This is a genomic window from Amycolatopsis camponoti (assembly GCF_902497555.1).
Taxonomy (GTDB): domain Bacteria; phylum Actinomycetota; class Actinomycetes; order Mycobacteriales; family Pseudonocardiaceae; genus Amycolatopsis; species Amycolatopsis camponoti.
Genome location: NZ_CABVGP010000002.1, coordinates 3,225,340 through 3,240,701, shown reverse-complemented (window position 1 = coordinate 3,240,701; position 15,362 = coordinate 3,225,340). Strand labels below are relative to the sequence as shown.

Annotated in this window: 11 protein-coding genes; 8 read left to right on the top strand and 3 right to left on the bottom strand. The window is 73.0% G+C overall.

Features of this window, described 5'->3' with window-relative positions:
• Positions 1-34: 34 nt before the first annotated feature.
• From AA23TX_RS35390 to AA23TX_RS35380, 3 genes are all read left to right on the top strand, one after another.
• On the top strand, positions 35-217 hold the full coding sequence (locus tag AA23TX_RS35390) for a hypothetical protein (RefSeq protein WP_155547035.1): 183 nt from the start codon (positions 35-37) through the stop codon (positions 215-217).
• A gap of 40 nt (positions 218-257) precedes the next feature.
• Positions 258-431 (top strand): hypothetical protein, encoded by a 174-nt coding sequence (locus AA23TX_RS35385; protein ID WP_155547034.1) that lies wholly within the window; start codon positions 258-260, stop codon positions 429-431.
• 68 nt (positions 432-499) lie between these two features.
• Positions 500-3,391 carry a helix-turn-helix transcriptional regulator gene (locus tag AA23TX_RS35380; protein WP_155547033.1) on the top strand — a complete coding sequence of 964 codons (2,892 nt, stop codon included), beginning with the start codon at positions 500-502 and terminating at the stop codon, positions 3,389-3,391.
• Here the strand turns inward: AA23TX_RS35380 and AA23TX_RS35375 are convergent.
• Complete coding sequence (locus AA23TX_RS35375) at positions 3,388-3,891, bottom strand: 2'-5' RNA ligase family protein (RefSeq protein WP_155547032.1); 504 nt, start codon at positions 3,889-3,891, stop codon at positions 3,388-3,390. The two genes, AA23TX_RS35380 and AA23TX_RS35375, sit on opposite strands and share 4 nt — an antisense overlap.
• Before the next feature lie 110 nt (positions 3,892-4,001).
• Here AA23TX_RS35375 and AA23TX_RS35370 point away from each other — a divergent pair, with 110 nt between their 5' ends.
• The 5 genes from AA23TX_RS35370 (at position 4,002) to AA23TX_RS35350 (ending at position 13,397) form a co-directional block, all read left to right on the top strand.
• Complete coding sequence (locus tag AA23TX_RS35370) at positions 4,002-7,340, top strand: glycosylhydrolase-like jelly roll fold domain-containing protein (RefSeq protein WP_155547031.1); 3,339 nt, start codon at positions 4,002-4,004, stop codon at positions 7,338-7,340.
• A gap of 55 nt (positions 7,341-7,395) precedes the next feature.
• A complete protein-coding gene (locus tag AA23TX_RS35365; RefSeq protein WP_155547030.1) occupies positions 7,396-8,493 on the top strand; it encodes a ferredoxin reductase in 1,098 nt (365 codons plus the stop codon).
• 9 nt (positions 8,494-8,502) lie between these two features.
• Positions 8,503-9,765: a fatty acid desaturase family protein gene (locus tag AA23TX_RS35360; RefSeq protein ID WP_155547029.1), complete on the top strand. Its 1,263-nt coding sequence runs from the start codon at positions 8,503-8,505 to the stop codon at positions 9,763-9,765.
• A gap of 87 nt (positions 9,766-9,852) precedes the next feature.
• Positions 9,853-11,826, top strand: a complete 1,974-nt coding sequence (locus tag AA23TX_RS35355; RefSeq protein ID WP_155547028.1) for a hypothetical protein — start codon at positions 9,853-9,855, stop codon at positions 11,824-11,826.
• 2 nt (positions 11,827-11,828) lie between these two features.
• Positions 11,829-13,397 carry a hypothetical protein gene (locus AA23TX_RS35350; protein ID WP_230862910.1) on the top strand — a complete coding sequence of 523 codons (1,569 nt, stop codon included), beginning with the start codon at positions 11,829-11,831 and terminating at the stop codon, positions 13,395-13,397.
• On the opposite strand, the gene AA23TX_RS35345 is transcribed toward AA23TX_RS35350, so the two are convergent.
• Positions 13,388-14,215, bottom strand: a complete 828-nt coding sequence (locus AA23TX_RS35345) for an alpha/beta fold hydrolase (RefSeq protein ID WP_155547026.1) — start codon at positions 14,213-14,215, stop codon at positions 13,388-13,390. The genes AA23TX_RS35350 and AA23TX_RS35345 overlap by 10 nt on opposite strands.
• A complete protein-coding gene (locus tag AA23TX_RS35340) occupies positions 14,212-15,336 on the bottom strand; it encodes an FAD-dependent oxidoreductase (RefSeq protein ID WP_155547025.1) in 1,125 nt (374 codons plus the stop codon). Before AA23TX_RS35340 ends, AA23TX_RS35345 begins: the two co-directional genes overlap by 4 nt.
• Between the last annotated feature and the right edge of the window lie 26 nt (positions 15,337-15,362).

The window sequence follows — 15,362 nt, the reverse complement described above, 5'->3', positions numbered from 1 at the left end:
GCCCCGACCTGCGACCGAAAGCGGAGAACACGCCATGAGCGAGCACGACTTCATCGGCACCGACAACCCCATCGGCGACCCCACCCTCCCGGCGCCGACCCGGACCGGCGCCCGCAACCGCGCCCTCTCCGGCCGGACCGCGCGGCTGAGCCACAACGGCGCCGACACCCTGGACATCACCCCCGTCTTCACCGTCAGCATCGCTTTCCCCCAGTAGTCCTCCCCGCCCCAGCACTACCGAGAGTGGAGCCACCCGCATGACCGAGCACGACTTCGCCGGCACCGACAACCCGATCGGCGCCTTGACCCTCCCCCGGACGTCCCGCACCGGTGCCCGCAACCACGCGCTGTCCGGCAAGGCGGCGCGAGTCAGCCAGAACTCCCTGACCACGATGGACATCACGGTCGTCACGGGCGGTTTCACCGAATAGTGAGACGTTTCCGGCGTCGGTAATTCGACCTACGTCCGGATGTGGCCACTCCGGATATAGTGACCGCGATGGGCATCCGGTCGACGCGTCTCATCGGACGCGACAGGGAGCTCGGCGCACTGTCCCAGGCTCTGGAGAAGGCCCGCACCGACCACGGTGGGGCCTTCTTCCTTGTCGGCGAGGGCGGGATCGGGAAATCCCGGCTCGCCGCCGACATCGCCTCGCGGGCACTGGCGACCGGGCTCCCCGTGCTACGCGGACGAGCCAGCTCCATCGGCCCGATGGTGCCGTTCCGGCCGCTGGCCGAGGCCCTGCTTTCGCACTTCCGAGGTGGCCTCCCGCCCGCCGCTCCCGAACTCGACCCGCTGGTCCCGGTGCTCGCCCGGCTCGTGCCCGACTGGTACCGCGGCGACCGGCCGCACGACAACGGGAACCTGCTCGTGCTGGCCGAAGCCGTATTCCGGCTGCTGTCGGTGGCGGGCCGCGAGGGCGGCTGCCTGATCGTGCTGGAGGACCTGCACAACGCCGACGCCGAGACGCTCTTCATCGTCGAATACCTCGTCGACAACCTGGCGTCGAGCCGGGTCATGCTGATCGGCACGCTGCGCGGCGAACCGGGTGAGGCGCGGCGGCTGGCGACCGCGGCGGCGCAGCGCTCGTCCAGCCACACCTTCGAACTGGCCCGGCTCGATGCCGAGCGCACCCGCGAGTTCGCCGCCGCCTGCCTGGAGACCGAGCCGGCCGCGGTTCCGGCCGCCGTCGCGAACCTGTTGTGGCAGAACAGCGAGGGCGTGCCGTTCGTCGTCGAGGAACTGCTGCACGGCATGCTCGGCGACGGCCTGCTCGTCGGCGGGGCGAGCGGCTGGCAGGTCGTCGGCGAGCTGCAGGCGCGCGTGCCGGAGGCGCTGATCAGCAGCATCGCCGCCCGCGTCGACGCGCTCGGTGCGGACGGCGAGACGCTGCTTTCGGTCGCCGCCGTGCTGGGCAGGCGGTTCCCGCTGTCGGTGGTGCAGGCGGTCACCGACATGGACGACCGCATGCTGCACAACCACATCAGCGCGAGTGTCGCCGCCCACCTGGTCACCACCGACGAGACGACACCCGGCTGGTACGCCTTCCGCCACCCGCTCACCGCCGAGGCCCTGTTGGCCCGGCTCGTGCCGTCGACGAAGGCCACCCTGGCGCGCCGGGCCGCGGACGCCGTCGAGCTCCTGCACCCCGGGCTGCCCGGCGAGCTGTGCGCGCTGGCCGCGGCGCTGCGGCTGACGGCGATGGACCACCCGGGCGCCGGGCGGCTGTTCGCCGAGGCCGGCCGCCGGGCGCTCGACGGCGGCGCGGCCGACACGGCGGTGACCATGCTGACCCGCGCCGTCGACCTCCTGGCCACGGCGAGCCCCGACGACCGGGCCGACGCGCTGGAGACGCTGCTGCACGCGCTCGGGCAGACCGGGCAGTTCGACCGGGCCGTCGAGTTCTCCGCCCGCTTCGCCGAGATCGGCCGCCTGGAGCGGGCGGTCGACCTGCACATCCAGCTGGCGTGGGCGGCCTACATCGGCGGGCGGCACGACGAGTGCCTCAACCAGATCGAGCAGGCCCGCGCCCCGCTCGGCGGCGAGATCACCGAAGAGCAGAAGGCCGGCCTGGACGCCGTCGAAGCGACGCTGTGGCTGGACATCCCGGGCCCGGCGCACACCGAGCGGGCCCGGAAGCTGGCCGAGCAGGCGTGGGAGGTCGCCGAGCGCGCCGGCGTGCCCTTCGTGTCGTGCCAGGCGCTGCAGGTGCTCGGCATGGTGGCGCTGGAGACGGACCTGGCCGAGGCCGAGCGCTACCTGCAGCTGGCGCGGCGGCTGGCCGAACAGCACCAGCTGACGCACCTGCGCACCCAGGTGCTGGTCCGCCTCGGCGGGCACCGGATGCTCGCCGAGGGCGACGTGCGGACGTTCGACCTGGCCCGCGCGGAAGCCCAGCGCACCGGCGCGATCACGCTCACCTGCGCGGTCGACGCGAGCCGCGCGGTGCACGCGGCGATGCGCGGCGAGTTCGCGCAGGCCGACACGATCCTCGACGAGAACCTCGCGGTGCTCGGCCGGCTCGGCCTGGTCGCGCTGCTGCAGTACACGCACATGACGCGCGCGATGGTGGCCGCTCACCAGGCGGACCGGCCGCGGATGGAACGCGCGCTCGAGGACTTCCGCGCGGAGGGCGGCGCGACGGCGCAGGAGCTGGTGCTGAGCGTCGGGCTGGCGCAGGTGTTCTGTTCCCTGCTCGAAGAGGACGCCGAACGCGCCCGCCGCGAGCTGGCCCAGGTGCTGTCCCTGGAGGAGCGCCAGCCGAGCCGCTTCCACCTGGCCGGCCAGCACGGCCTGCGGCTGCTGATCGAGGCGCTCGACGGGACGGAGCCGGAGGTGGCCCGGCCGCCGACGGCGGTGAGCGGGATGCGCTGGAACCGCCAGTTCGTGCTGCTGGGCGACGCGGTCCGCCACGGCCGCGCGGGTGCCCTCGACCGAGCCGACTCCGCCGTGGCCGCGGCGATCGAGGCGGCGGCCCCGTTCCCGGTGAGCAGGCACCTGGGCTTGAGGATGGTGGCGGAGTCCGCCTCGGCCGACGGCTGGGGTGACCCGGTGACGTGGCTCAAGGAGGCCGAGGAGTACTTCCACCAGGCCGAGGTGACGGCGGTGGCGAGCGCGTGCCGCGGCCTGCTGCGCAAGATCGGCGCCCCGGTGGGCCAGCGCCGCACGGGCTCCGACCGCCTCCCGGCGACCCTGCGATCGGCGGGGGTGACGGTGCGCGAGTACGAGGTGCTGCAGCTGCTGGCGGACAACATGGGGAACAAGGACATCGCCCGCCGGCTGCACATTTCGCCGCGCACGGTGGAAAAGCACGTGGCGAGCCTGATGGCGAAGTCGAACCTGCAGAACCGCGGCGAGCTGACGGAGTACGCGCGCAACACTCCCCACTAGGCGGTGAACCGCTCCACCGCGATGAGGTCCCAGGGGCCGCCGAGGTAGCGCCAGACGGTCACACCGGTCGCCGTCGCCGCGGCCGGGCCGGGGTCCGCGCGCACCGCGGCCAGCGTCTCCGCCGCCACCTCGGGACCCACCTTGTTCTGCACCGTCACGTGTGGCTTGAACGGTTGCGCGTCCTGTCGCGTCAGCCACGCCGACCATCGAGCCCGCAGCGCCGCGTGCATCCGGCCCAGCTCCGGGGAGCCGACGTCGAGAGCGACTCCGCGCCCGAGCGATCGCGCTCCGGCCACCGTCACCGCGAACGGGGTGGTGGCCCGCGCGATCTCGGCGCAGTCCGCCACCACTGTCGCCGACCGCTCGCCGGGGAGGGCGTGGAACAGGGTCAGGTGGGCGTCGACGACCAGCCGCTCGGGCGGGAACCACCTGCGCCGCAGGGCGTTCCACGCGGCCTGGGCACGCTCGTCGACGGCCAAGGTCACCACCAGAGGGTCCACGGCCGCGACCGTACCCCGCGTTCACCATCGAACGGTCCTTGACGGGCGTGACCTGGGTCACGTAAGTTACTTCCTTATTGAATCGTTTCAATACACGCAGAGGGAGCGCCATGCCCGAGCACGACGAGGTGCGGATCGTGGCCGGCGGCCTGTCCCGGCGGCAGCTGCTCGCGTTCGCCGCGGCGACGACCGTCGCGACCGGACTGGCGATCCGGGTCCCCGCCGCCGACGCGACCGAAGCCGGAACCGGCGAAGCGAAAGCCGCCGGTTTCCCCGCCGCCCGGTTCGCCGACCCGCGGCCCGACTCGCGGCCCACCGTGCTGTGGTTCTGGAACGGCACCGTCACCCCGGACCTCGTCGCCGCCGGGCTCGCCGACCTGCGCGGCCAGGGCGTGCACGAAGTCCTCCTCTTCCCCTTCGAAACCTCGGCCCTGAAGCCCGCCTTCTTCAGCGAAGACTGGTTCGCCATCATCGAATTCGCCCTCCGCGAAGCCCAGCGCCACGGCATGCACCTCTGGCTGTTCAACGACGACTACTTCCCGAGCGGGCGCGCCGGCGGGTTCGTCGTCGACGGCGGGACCGTCGGTGGCCGCGTCTACCCGCCGCGGCCGGATCTGCGGCTCAAGGGCGTCGGGCACCAGGTCCTGACCGTCACCGGCGGCGCTCCGGTGCCGCTGGTGAGCCGCGGACTGTCCGTTTCGGACGGTCGGCTCCTCGTCGACGCGGCGGTCCGCGACGCCGTCACCCTGCTGCGCGACGGCGCTCAGTGGCAGGACTACGACGTCGAGGCGAAGGTCCGCGTCGAGAGCGCGACCGCCGGGCTGATGGTGCACAGCGCGAGCGAAGGCGACGGCGTCCTCGCCGATCTACGGGCCGACGGCGCCGTCGACGTCTGGCAGCAGACCGGTGGCGCGTTCTCCCTCGTCCGGAGCGGCACCCCGGTACCGGGCTTCGACGCGAGCGCGGACCACGTCCTGGCCGTGGGGATCCGGGGCACGCACCTCACCGTGACGCTGGACGGCACCGCGCAGGCTCCGGCCGACATCGCCTTCGCGACCGGCCGCGTCGGGGTGCGCGCGGTGGCGAGCCAGCGGTCCTCGTGGGACCGCCTGACCGTCCGCGACCCCGCCGGAACGGTGCTGTACGACGAAACCTTCGACACAGCCGCCGCACTCGACGCCTTCGACCTGCCCGCCGGCGGCCTGCCCCTGGTCGCCGCGACCGCCCGCCCGGCGGGCTCCGGCGATCCCCGGTCGCTGGTGGATCTCACGGAACAGGCCCGCGCGGGCGGGACGTGGACGCCGCCGGCGGGCCGGTGGCAGCTGGACCTGTTCACCGTCCGCCCGCTGAGCACGCCCACCGGCTCCGGCCGCGCCTACCTCGACCTCCTCGACGACGAAGCCGTCCGGTTGTTCCTCGACGCCGTGCCGGGCGAGTACCTGCGCCGTTTCCCGTGGGCGGCGAACGCGGTGCTGCGCGGGTTCGCCGACGACGAGCCCTACCTCGCCTCGGCGCACGGTCCCTTCGACACCGTCCCCTGGTCCCCCACCCTCGACGCCGAGCTGGCCCGGCTCGGGACGTCCCCCGGGGTCGCGCTGACCGCGGTGCACGACGACCTCGGCACCGACGGTCTCCGCCTGCGCGGCCTGTTCTGGCGGGCGGTGAGCAACCGGTTCGCCGCCGCCTACTACCGCACCCAGGGCACCTGGATGGCCGACCACGGCGTCGAGTTCATCTCCAACCCGCTGTGGGACGAATACGGCCCGGGCGAACAGCTCCAGAGCTCCGGCAACCTCAACGCGAACAACCAGTGGGCGCAGCTGCCCGGCACCGACCTGATCTTCGACCACTACCAGCGCGGCTACCACCGGACGCTGTCGCGGTTCCCGGCCAGCACCGCGCACCAGCTGGGGCTCGAGCGCGTCTACCTCGAGGCCATGGGCGGGACCGGGTGGCCGGTGACCCCGGCGTTCGTCCGCGAGGTCGTCGGCGCCTTCGCCGTGCGCGGGGTCAACCACACGCTGCTGCACGCGCGGTTCAGCGACGAGAACCAGATCGTCTACCCGCCGCCGTTCCAGCCCGCCAACCCGTGGTGGCCGGTGTCCGCACCGCTGAACGACTGGATCGGCAGGCTGATGGAAGCCTGCCGCGCGCCGGCCGCGGCGCGGACCGCGCTGCTGCAACCGCAACGCGCCGCGGAGTCCACTCAGGACACTCCCGCGATGGCCGTGCTCGACACGGCCTTCCTGACCGCCGCGCACGCGCTCGAAGACGTCCAGGTGGACTTCGACCTCCTCGACGAAGGCGCGCTCGACGCCGACCCCGCGCTGGTGACCCACGCCCGGCCGAACGGGCCGAAGCTGGTCGTCGGGCGGCAGGCGTACCGGATCGTCGTCGTGCCGGAGACGCCGGTCCTGGCCCTCGGCGCGGTGCGGACGCTGACCCGGTTCGCCCGCGGTGGCGGCGTCGTGGTCGTCACCGGCACACCGGCGGCTCGCGAAGCCGGCGGCGACGATCCGGGCCTGCGTGCCGCGCTGGCCGAGCTGTTCGCGACGCGCTCGGTCACCCGGGCGGCCGATCCGGGCCGGGCCGCGGCCGCGGCGGTCGCCGCCGGTGGCGCGGCGGCCGCTTTGGACCCGCCCCACACCGACATCCGCTTGCTGCGTCTGGAAAACCGGGGCGAGCAGGCGTTCGTGGTGGTGAGCGAGCGCGCCGACACCGTCGAGCTGACCGCGACGTTCCCGGCGACCGGAACCCCCGAGGTGTGGGACCCCGACACCGGGTCGGCGGCCCCGGCCGGCGTCTGGCGGAAAACCGGCGCCACCACGGCGGTGCCGCTGCGGCTGGAGCCGAAAGCGGCCGTGCTGGTGGTCTTCCGCGGCGGGCGGGAGCCGCTGCACGCGGTGTCCGCGTCGGCGCCGGTGGAGCGCATCGACGGCCGCGGCGCGATCGTGCGCGCGAGCGGGCCGGGCCGCGTCACCGTCACCGCGACGGACGGCGCGCGGACCTACTCGGGCGCGGCGACGGTTTCCGACGCCCTCGCCTCCGTCCCGGTGAGCGGCGACTGGACCTTCCGCTTCGACCGCCCGGGCGCGCCGGTCACCACCCGCCCGCTCGGCTCGTGGACCGACGTCGACGCCGGGTACTCCGGATCAGCTTGGTACGAAACGGAGTTCGACGTGCCCGCCGTCCCCGGCCGGCGGTGGACGCTCGACCTCGGCGAGGTCCACGAGGTGGCCGAAGTGGAGGTCAACGGCCAAGCCGGCGGGTCCCGGCTGTGGCCGCCGTACCGGGTCGACGTGACCGCCGCTCTGCGCCCCGGCCGCAACCGCGTGCGGGTGCGCGTCACGAACACCGGCGCCAACGCGCGCGGCCAGGCGCTCGCGTCTGGCCTCTTCGGGCCGGTCGTCCTGCGCCCTTACCGGCTCGTCGGCGTGCCGCTGGCTTAAACGTTTCACATCACCCGCGCTGCGAGTTGAGTGCACGTCTGTACACTCAATGAGCATGGCTGAAGTGGGAATGCGTCCCCCGGCGTCGCCGCTGCGGCGCCGGGCACTGCGTGCGGTGCGCTGGCTCTTCACGCCCCTGCGCCCGGACGACTACCTCGAGCTGATCAACCCCCTGTGGTCGACCCGGGAGCTGCGCGGGCGCGTCGAGCGCGTCGAGCCCGAACGGGGTGGCGCGGCGACCGTGCTGATCCGGCCGGGCTTCGACTGGGTCGGGCACCGGCCCGGGCAGTACGTGCGGCTGGGGGTGGTCATCGACGGCGTCCACCACTGGCGCGCCTACTCGCTGACGTCGAGCCCGGACCGCCCGGACGGGCTGATCTCGGTCACCCCCAAGCGGGTCGACGGCGGGGTCGTCTCGCCGTTCCTGGTCGAGCGCGTCCACCCCGGGGAGGTCGTGCGGCTCGGGGAGGTCGAAGGATCGTTCACCCTGCCGGACCGGCTGGACCGCGGCCTGCTGTTCGTCACCGCCGGCAGCGGCATCACGCCGGTGATGAGCATGCTGCGCCACCTCGCGCCCGGGCCCGGCCTGCGCGACGTCGTCCACGTGCACTCGGCGCGGGAGGCGGACGGCGTCACCTTCGGCGACGAGCTGGCCGCGCTCGAGAAGCAGCACGAGGGTTTCCGGCTCGAGCTGCGGATCACCAGCGAGGACGGCCGGTTCACCCCCGCCGACCTGGACGCCCTGTGCCCGGACTGGCGCGAGCGGGAAACCTACGCCTGCGGGCCCGGCGAGCTGCTCGACGCGCTGCACAAGCACTGGAAGGGCCACGGCGACGTGGGCCGGCTGCACCACGAACGGTTCCAGCCGATCGTCGGCGGCGAGGACGCCGAGGGCGCGGGCGGGACCGTGCGGTTCGCGCACCGCAACCTCGACGCGGACTGCCCGCCCGGCACCCCGATCCTCGTCGCGGGCGAGAACGCGGGCGTCGACATGCCGTTCGGCTGCCGGGTCGGGGTCTGCCACACGTGCGTGCTGCCGATCCGGGAGGGCCGGATCCGCGACCTGCGCACGAACGTCGTCAGCGAGAAGCACAACGAGATCGTGCGCACCTGCGTGCACGGCGCCGAAGGCCGGGTCACGGTCGAACTCTGAAAGGAAATCATGACCGCCACCACGCACCCGTTCGCCCACCTGAGCGCGGACCAGCTCGCCGAACTCGCCCGCGAGTTCGACGCCATCCACGACCAGGTCCGCGGCGACCTCGGCGAGCGCGACCGCCGCTACATCAAGGGCGTCATCCGGCTGCACCGGCAGATCGCGGTGGCCGGCCGGGCGCTGCTGCTCGGCTCCCGGTCCAAGGTGGCCTGGACGGCGGGCACCGGCTGCCTGGCGATCGCGAAGATCCTGGAGAACATGGAGATCGGGCACAACGTCCTGCACGGCCAGTGGGACTGGATGAACGACCCGTACATCCATTCGTCCACTTGGGACTGGGACACCGCTTCGACGGCCGCGGCGTGGAAGCACTCGCACAACTACATCCACCACACGTACACGAACATCCGCGGCAAGGACAAGGATCTCGGGTACGAGATCATGCGCATCGACCCGCACCAGAAGTGGCACCCGGCGTACCTGGCGCAGCCGCTGTACAACCTGCTGCTGATGGCGTTCTTCGAATGGGGCGTCGCGGTCCACGACCTCGACGTCGAAGCCATCCGCGCCGGCGAGAAGCCGATGAAGGACGTCCGGCACGACCTCAAGGGCATCTCGGGCAAGGCCCGCGACCAGATCCTCAAGGACTACGTCGGCTGGCCGCTGGTCAGCGCGCTCGCCGCGACCGCCGTGAGCCGCCTCGCGAACCCCGAGCCGCGTTCGCGAGCCCGGGTGGTGGCGGACCGGGCGCGCGGCCGGCGTCGTCGCGGCGCGGTGCGAGCCCAGCTCGCGGCGGCCCGCCGCGACGGCGGCGCGACGTTCGCCGCGACGTTCTGGGCCGACTTCACGGCGAACATCATCCGCAACCTGTGGGCGCACTCGATCATCTTCTGCGGCCACTTCCCGGACCAGACGTACACGTTCAGCCAGGAGGAGGTCCGCGACGAAACCCGCGGCGGCTGGTACGTCCGCCAGCTCGTCGGCGCGGCGAACATCACGGGGTCCCCGCTGTTCCACCTGCTGAGCGGCAACCTCGGCTACCAGGTCGAGCACCACCTCTTCCCGGACATGCCGAGCAGCCGGTACGCGGAGATCGCGCCGCGGGTTCGCGAGATCTGCCGCCGGTACGGGCTGCCGTACAACACAGGGCCGTTGTCGAAGCAGCTCGGCACGGTGCACCGCACGATCCTGCGGCTGGCGTTCCCTGGTGGGAAGGTGCGTCCGAAGCCGGGCCCCTACCAGGGAGACGAGGTGCGCCGCGCCGCCTGAGGGCGGGCTGGAGCCGGCAGTACGACCATTCGGTCAATAGCTTCGTTTCGCTCGTATCAAGTCGCCGTACCTCCTACTCTCACTGGTGTGGACGGCATCGAGAGTCTCCGGCACGCGATCGAGACGATCCCCATTCCCGGCGCTCCGCCTCGGCTGTCGCGGCAGGGTGCGGCCGTCGGGCTCGCGCTGCTCGACACCTCCTTGCGGCTCAACCACGTGCGCCGGCTCACCGAGCGGCTGACCGTTGTCGAACACGGGACCGCCCGGCGCAGCACCGAGGTCGACGTCAGTCTCAAGCTCCTCGACGAAGGACAGCGGCAGGCCACCGCGCAGCTGCAGGACCTCATCGGCCAGGAACACGGCGAGCGGGCGGCCTCGCGACCGGCGCGGCAGCGGTCCCTGTGGGTGCCGCTGGCCCGGCTGCCGCGCCGGGACGTCTCGCCCATCGACGTCTTCGACAGCTCGGGCCAGAAGCTGCCGCGGCTCACCCAGCACGAGGCGTCGCGGCTGGTCGCCGCCGGGCTCTACCGGTTGCTGCGCGGGATCCTCGCCGGTGACGAGAACGCCCAGACCGCCAAGCACGAGCTCAACACCTTCCTGTTCCAGGTGCACGAACCGCGGTGGCTCATCCAGCAGGCGCTGCTGACGCTGCTCACCGAGCGGAACCACCCGGAGGAGGAGTTCACGCTCGCCCCGGCCGGCGGCACGGTTCCCGGGTACGGGCGCCAGTGCCGGGAGCTGGCGCTGGACATCCTCGAAGGCTGCGCGGATCTCCTGGTCGAGTACGCGTACCTGCTGAACGTCGCCGTCCGCGATTACATGCTGGTGGTGGCGCTGGACGACTCGGTGGAGGAGCACCGGCTCAGCTACGAAACGCCGCTGAACGTCGACGCCCGGCAGCCCGTCGCGAAGGAGCAGTGGCGGCGGCTGGCCTCCAGCCGGCGCGGCTACGTCGTCGGCTACGAGACCATGATCCCGGCGACGCTGAAGTCCTACCACCTGGTGGCCGGGACCGCGCCGGAAGCCGAGATCTCCCGGATGTACCTGTCCACCGACGCCGACCAGCACCAGGTGGAGAGCCTGGCCGAGGACCTGCTCTCCCTCGCCGAACGTCAGGACGCCGCGCCGCTGCAGGAAGCCGACGGTGCCCGGCACAAGATCCTGGAGCTGCAGGCCCAGACCGTGTTGCGGCGGCTGGCGGACCTGGTCCGCCGCCGCAAGTGGGAGGCGGGCCAGTCCGGCGTGGAACTCTCCCCGCGCAGCCTCCCGGCCTGCCACCGGCTCGCCGCCGCGGCCACCACCGGCGAGGCGGTGCGGACCGGCGCGGGCGAGCTGGACAACTCGCTGCGGCGGCACCCGGAGTTCACCGCCGCGAACCTGCGCGAGGCCGCGCGCGAGCTGACCGACCGGGAGTTCGGGCAGGACCTCGTGCTGGTCAACGGCATCACCGACAACGAAGCGCGGGCGTACTGGCGTCGCTCCGGCGGCCGCGACGCGCGCGGCGACCACGTCCGGGTGCGCGCGACGCTGGTGCTCAAGGACTCCACGAAGTCCGGCCCGCTCAACGTGACGTTCTACGCGCTGGCCGTCGCGGCGGTCTCGTTCGTCCTCGGCTGGATGCTGGTCGGCAGCCCGTGGCCGTACGGCCGGGCCGCCACCGAAGCGCTCGGCCACATCGGTGACGGCCAGTCCGTGATCACCATGCTGTTGCTGCTGCCGGGTTTCCTCTACAGCCGGCTGTCCCTGCCACCCCGGCGCACCGTGCTCGGCTACCTCGGGACGCTGCCGCAGGCGCTCGTCCAGCTGAGCATCGCGGCCGTCGCCGGGTTCGCCGCGGCCGTCGCGACGCAGAGCCGGGGCGAGGTCGTCCAGGTCACCCTCACCATCGCGGTCGGGCTGCCGGTGCTCGCCGCGCTCGTGCTGTTCGGCCAGGCGTCCTGGCGCGAATCGGCGATCCCGCTGTCCCGCATCGGGGCGCCGCGGTGGGCGGGCTCCGGCGCCTGGGACCGCCGCAAGCCACTGGAAGCCGACGTCCGGTTCGACTCGTCCGGAGGGTGGTGAACGTGCGCAACCAGCGGATCTCCGTGCGGAACGTGGCCGACCTGGCGCGGGCCGGCTTCGAGATCGCGCGGCAGCCGGTGACCAAAGTGGACTTCGAGGTGCACCACGCGATGGCCCGCCACGGCTACCTGCGCGAGCTCGTCTCCGCGGACTCCGAGAGCTCGGTCTTCCTGGAGACGCTGTGCTCGGCCACGAACGGCGCCGGCGTCGTGATCGGCACCCGCACCCGCAAGCCCCTCGACGGCACCGAGGTGGTCGAGCGCGTCGACGGCCACCAGCCGGCGGAACGGCCGGAGCAGAACGCGGGCGGCTGGGTGTTCCGCCAGACGACCTCACCCAACCCGACGTTCATCTACGAGTCGGCCCAGCGGTTCGAGGGCCTGATCGCGATCGACCCGGGGGCGCACGAGGTGTGCGAGTGGCACGGCCTGGCGATCCGCGACCTGGTGCGGGAGATCTCCGACGCCGCGGCCTCGCTCGTCGACGCGCCGCTGCTGTCGCTGCAGTGCCCGGCCCAGCTGCCGACGCTCGTCAAGACGCGCAACCACGACCTGCGCACCCGCAAGGAGGTCGCGTCCCCGTGCGCGTCGCTGGCGGTCCGGTTCGCGATCGCGCTGCGGGACGCGTCCGCGACCGCGCGGTTCGAGCTGGCCGACCGGTTCCGGGAGCTGTGCGAGAAGCACGGGTACAGCTTCTGGCTCGCCGACACCCGGCCGGGGCACCGGCAGGGCAACTGGTTCGAGGTCTACCACGCCGACGGCGAGTTCTCCCCGCTGTACAAGGGCGACCTGCGGTCGCGCCAGCGGATCGGCGCGGTCCTGCCGGTGACGTTCGTCGGGCCGGCGCGGATCGGCTCGACGCACGCGATCGCCGCCTTCCTGCAGCGCTACCCCCAGGTGGGCGTGGTCGGCTGCGCGGCCACGACGCTGTCGGACGTCGCGTTCGTGCACCTGCAGCTGGCGATCCACGGCGTGGCCGCCGACCGGCTGAACCGCATCCTCGGCAAGCTGCTCGGCGAGTCCACGACCCCGGCCCGGCCGCACAAGCTGCTGCGCGAGCTGTTCAAGCGGCTCGGCCTGCCGCCCGACCCCGACGGGCCGGGCCCGGCCGCCCAGGACCCGACCGGCGACTACCAGACGTTCACCGGTCCCGCGTTCGCCTACCGGCCCTACCAGATGCCCGACTGCATCGCGGTGTGGGTTTCGTGGGAGATCGCGCGTCAGCACCGGGGCCTGGCCGCCCCGCTGGACTGCCTCTACCGCGCGCTGGCCCAGGTCGCGCCCACGGTGTCGCCGGACACGCCGGGCTCGGCGGGTGACCTGGCCACCGTCGAGTACCTCATCTGCCGTGCGACCGAGCAGTCGGTGGTGCGGGGCAAGGCGAAGCTGGCGGTGCCGAAGTCGGTCCTGCGCCAGTTCTCCTCGGGTGGCGTCGAGCTGCCCGCGTCCAAACTGTGCGCGTCGCTGGAAGAGGCCTGGAAGGCGCACGTCGACCAGTCCGGTGTGGACGGGGTGAGCGAGCTGACGGTGGCCTGGCGCGAATCCTGGCTGGGCCACTGGACCTATTCGTAGCCGAAGAACTCGCGCAGCTCCCCGGCCACGGCGAGCGGGACGCCGTCGTCCTCCGGTCCCGAATGGCCGGCTCCCTCCAGCGCGCGGCTTCGCGCGTGCGGGAGCACTTCGGCGAGTTTCCGCAGTGCGCCCTTCAGGTACTCCGCGCTCTTGGTGCCGCCGAGGAGCAGGACCCGCGTTTCGAGCTTCGCGTAGTCCCCGGCGGTGTCGGCCAGCTCCTCGATCAGCTCGATGTCGTGGTGCAGCGTGGGGATGAGCGCCGCGACCGGTGACTCGCTTCCCTGCAGCCGCGCCCCGACCGAGAGCGCGGGGACCAGGGCGAAGCGCGGGATCCGGCTGAACAGCGACGGTTCGGTGGCCAGGCCCTTCATCCCGGTGACCAGGGCGGCCGCGGTCTTCCCGGCGGCGATCTCGCGGTCGAACCGCGGCAGCCAGCCCGTCGGCACCGAGCCGTCGACGGACAGCGGCGGCTCGTACAGCGCGATGCGCTCCACGCCCGGCGTGACCAGCGCCGTGCGCAGGACGACCAAGGCACCCGTGCTCAGGCCGAAGAGCCGTGACGCGCCGGTCGCGGTGACCAGCGCCCGCAGGTCCTCGACCTCCTTCCCGGCGCCGAAGTCTTCGCCGTGCGGGCCGCTCAGGCCGCGGCCGCGCCGGTCGGGCACGTGGACGGTGAAGTCCGTCGCCAACGCGGTGGCGAGCTTCGTGAAGTCCTGCGACGCCAGCATTCCGCCGTGCAGCAGGATCAGCGCGGGGCCGCGGCCGAAGCTGCGGTAGCCGATCGTGGTGCCGTCGGCCGAACGGACCTGCCCGGTCATCGCGTCTCCTCCGCCACCGGGACGAACCTGCGCAGGGCCTGCTTGCCGGCCTCGACCGCCGCGTTCCCGCGGTCCAGCAGGTCCCGCTGGTACTCCGCCAGCGCCGGCAGCAGGTCTTGGTGGCCCCGCTCGGCCTCGGCCAGCCGCGCACTCAGCCGCATGGCGTCCTGCATCGCGGTCATGGCGCCGTTGCCGCCGCTGGCCAGCGTCTGGTGCGCGGCGTCCCCCAGCAGCGTCACCCGGCTCACCGGCCACGGCGGCATCGGGCGGTCGAAGACTTTCGAGCGGCCGACGGCGCTGAGGTCGGCGTCGCGGACCAGGTCCCGGAGATCGGGGTGCCAGCCCTCGATCAGGTCCAGCACCAGTTCACGAGCGTCCTCCTGACGCCGCACGGTGGTGGGCGGGACGAGCAGCACCCACCGCACGTAGCTTTCCCGGCGGGGCAGGGACAAACCGAGTTCGGCGGCCGCTTCGGACGGCTCGCGGTCGAACCGCATCCGGCCCAGCATCAGCGTGACCTCGGGGCCCTTGACCATGGTTCCGCGGCCCGGGACGAGCCGGCGGAAGCGCTCGGCGAGGGGCGTGCGTCCCATCGCGCCGCACAGGTCGGCGTCGACGAGCCGGACCTCGGGCACCAGCTGCCGCCGCACCGCGGAGTTCCCGCCGTCGGCGCCGACCAGGACGTCACCCGTGGCTCGCGTGCCGTCGGCGAAGAACGCCGTGACCGTCTCGTCGTCGGTGAAACTCCTGAGCCGCTTGCCGAAGGAGACCCGGTCGCCCAGGTCGGCGAGCAGGATCTGCCGCAGCACCTGGCGGTCGAACGCCCGGCTCTCCTCCGGCCCCGGCAGGTCGTCGCCGAGCAGGGTGAGCTGCTCGTCGAAGAGCAGTCCCGGCCCGGTCAGGCTGCCGCTGGTGGCCACGGCCAGGTTGTAGAGCCGCGGCGGCAGGCCGGCGCGCAGCGCGTCCAGTGCCGGCGGCGCGAGGGCGATCCGGTAGCCCTGGGTGCGTTCGCCGGCGCCGGCGCCGGCCTCGAAGACGCGGACGTCGAGGCCCGCGCGGACCAGGGCGTGCGCGAGCGTCAGCCCGCCGAGGCCGGCCCCGATCACCAGAATCCTGCTCATCGTGCTCCCCCATTCCGAGGTGAACA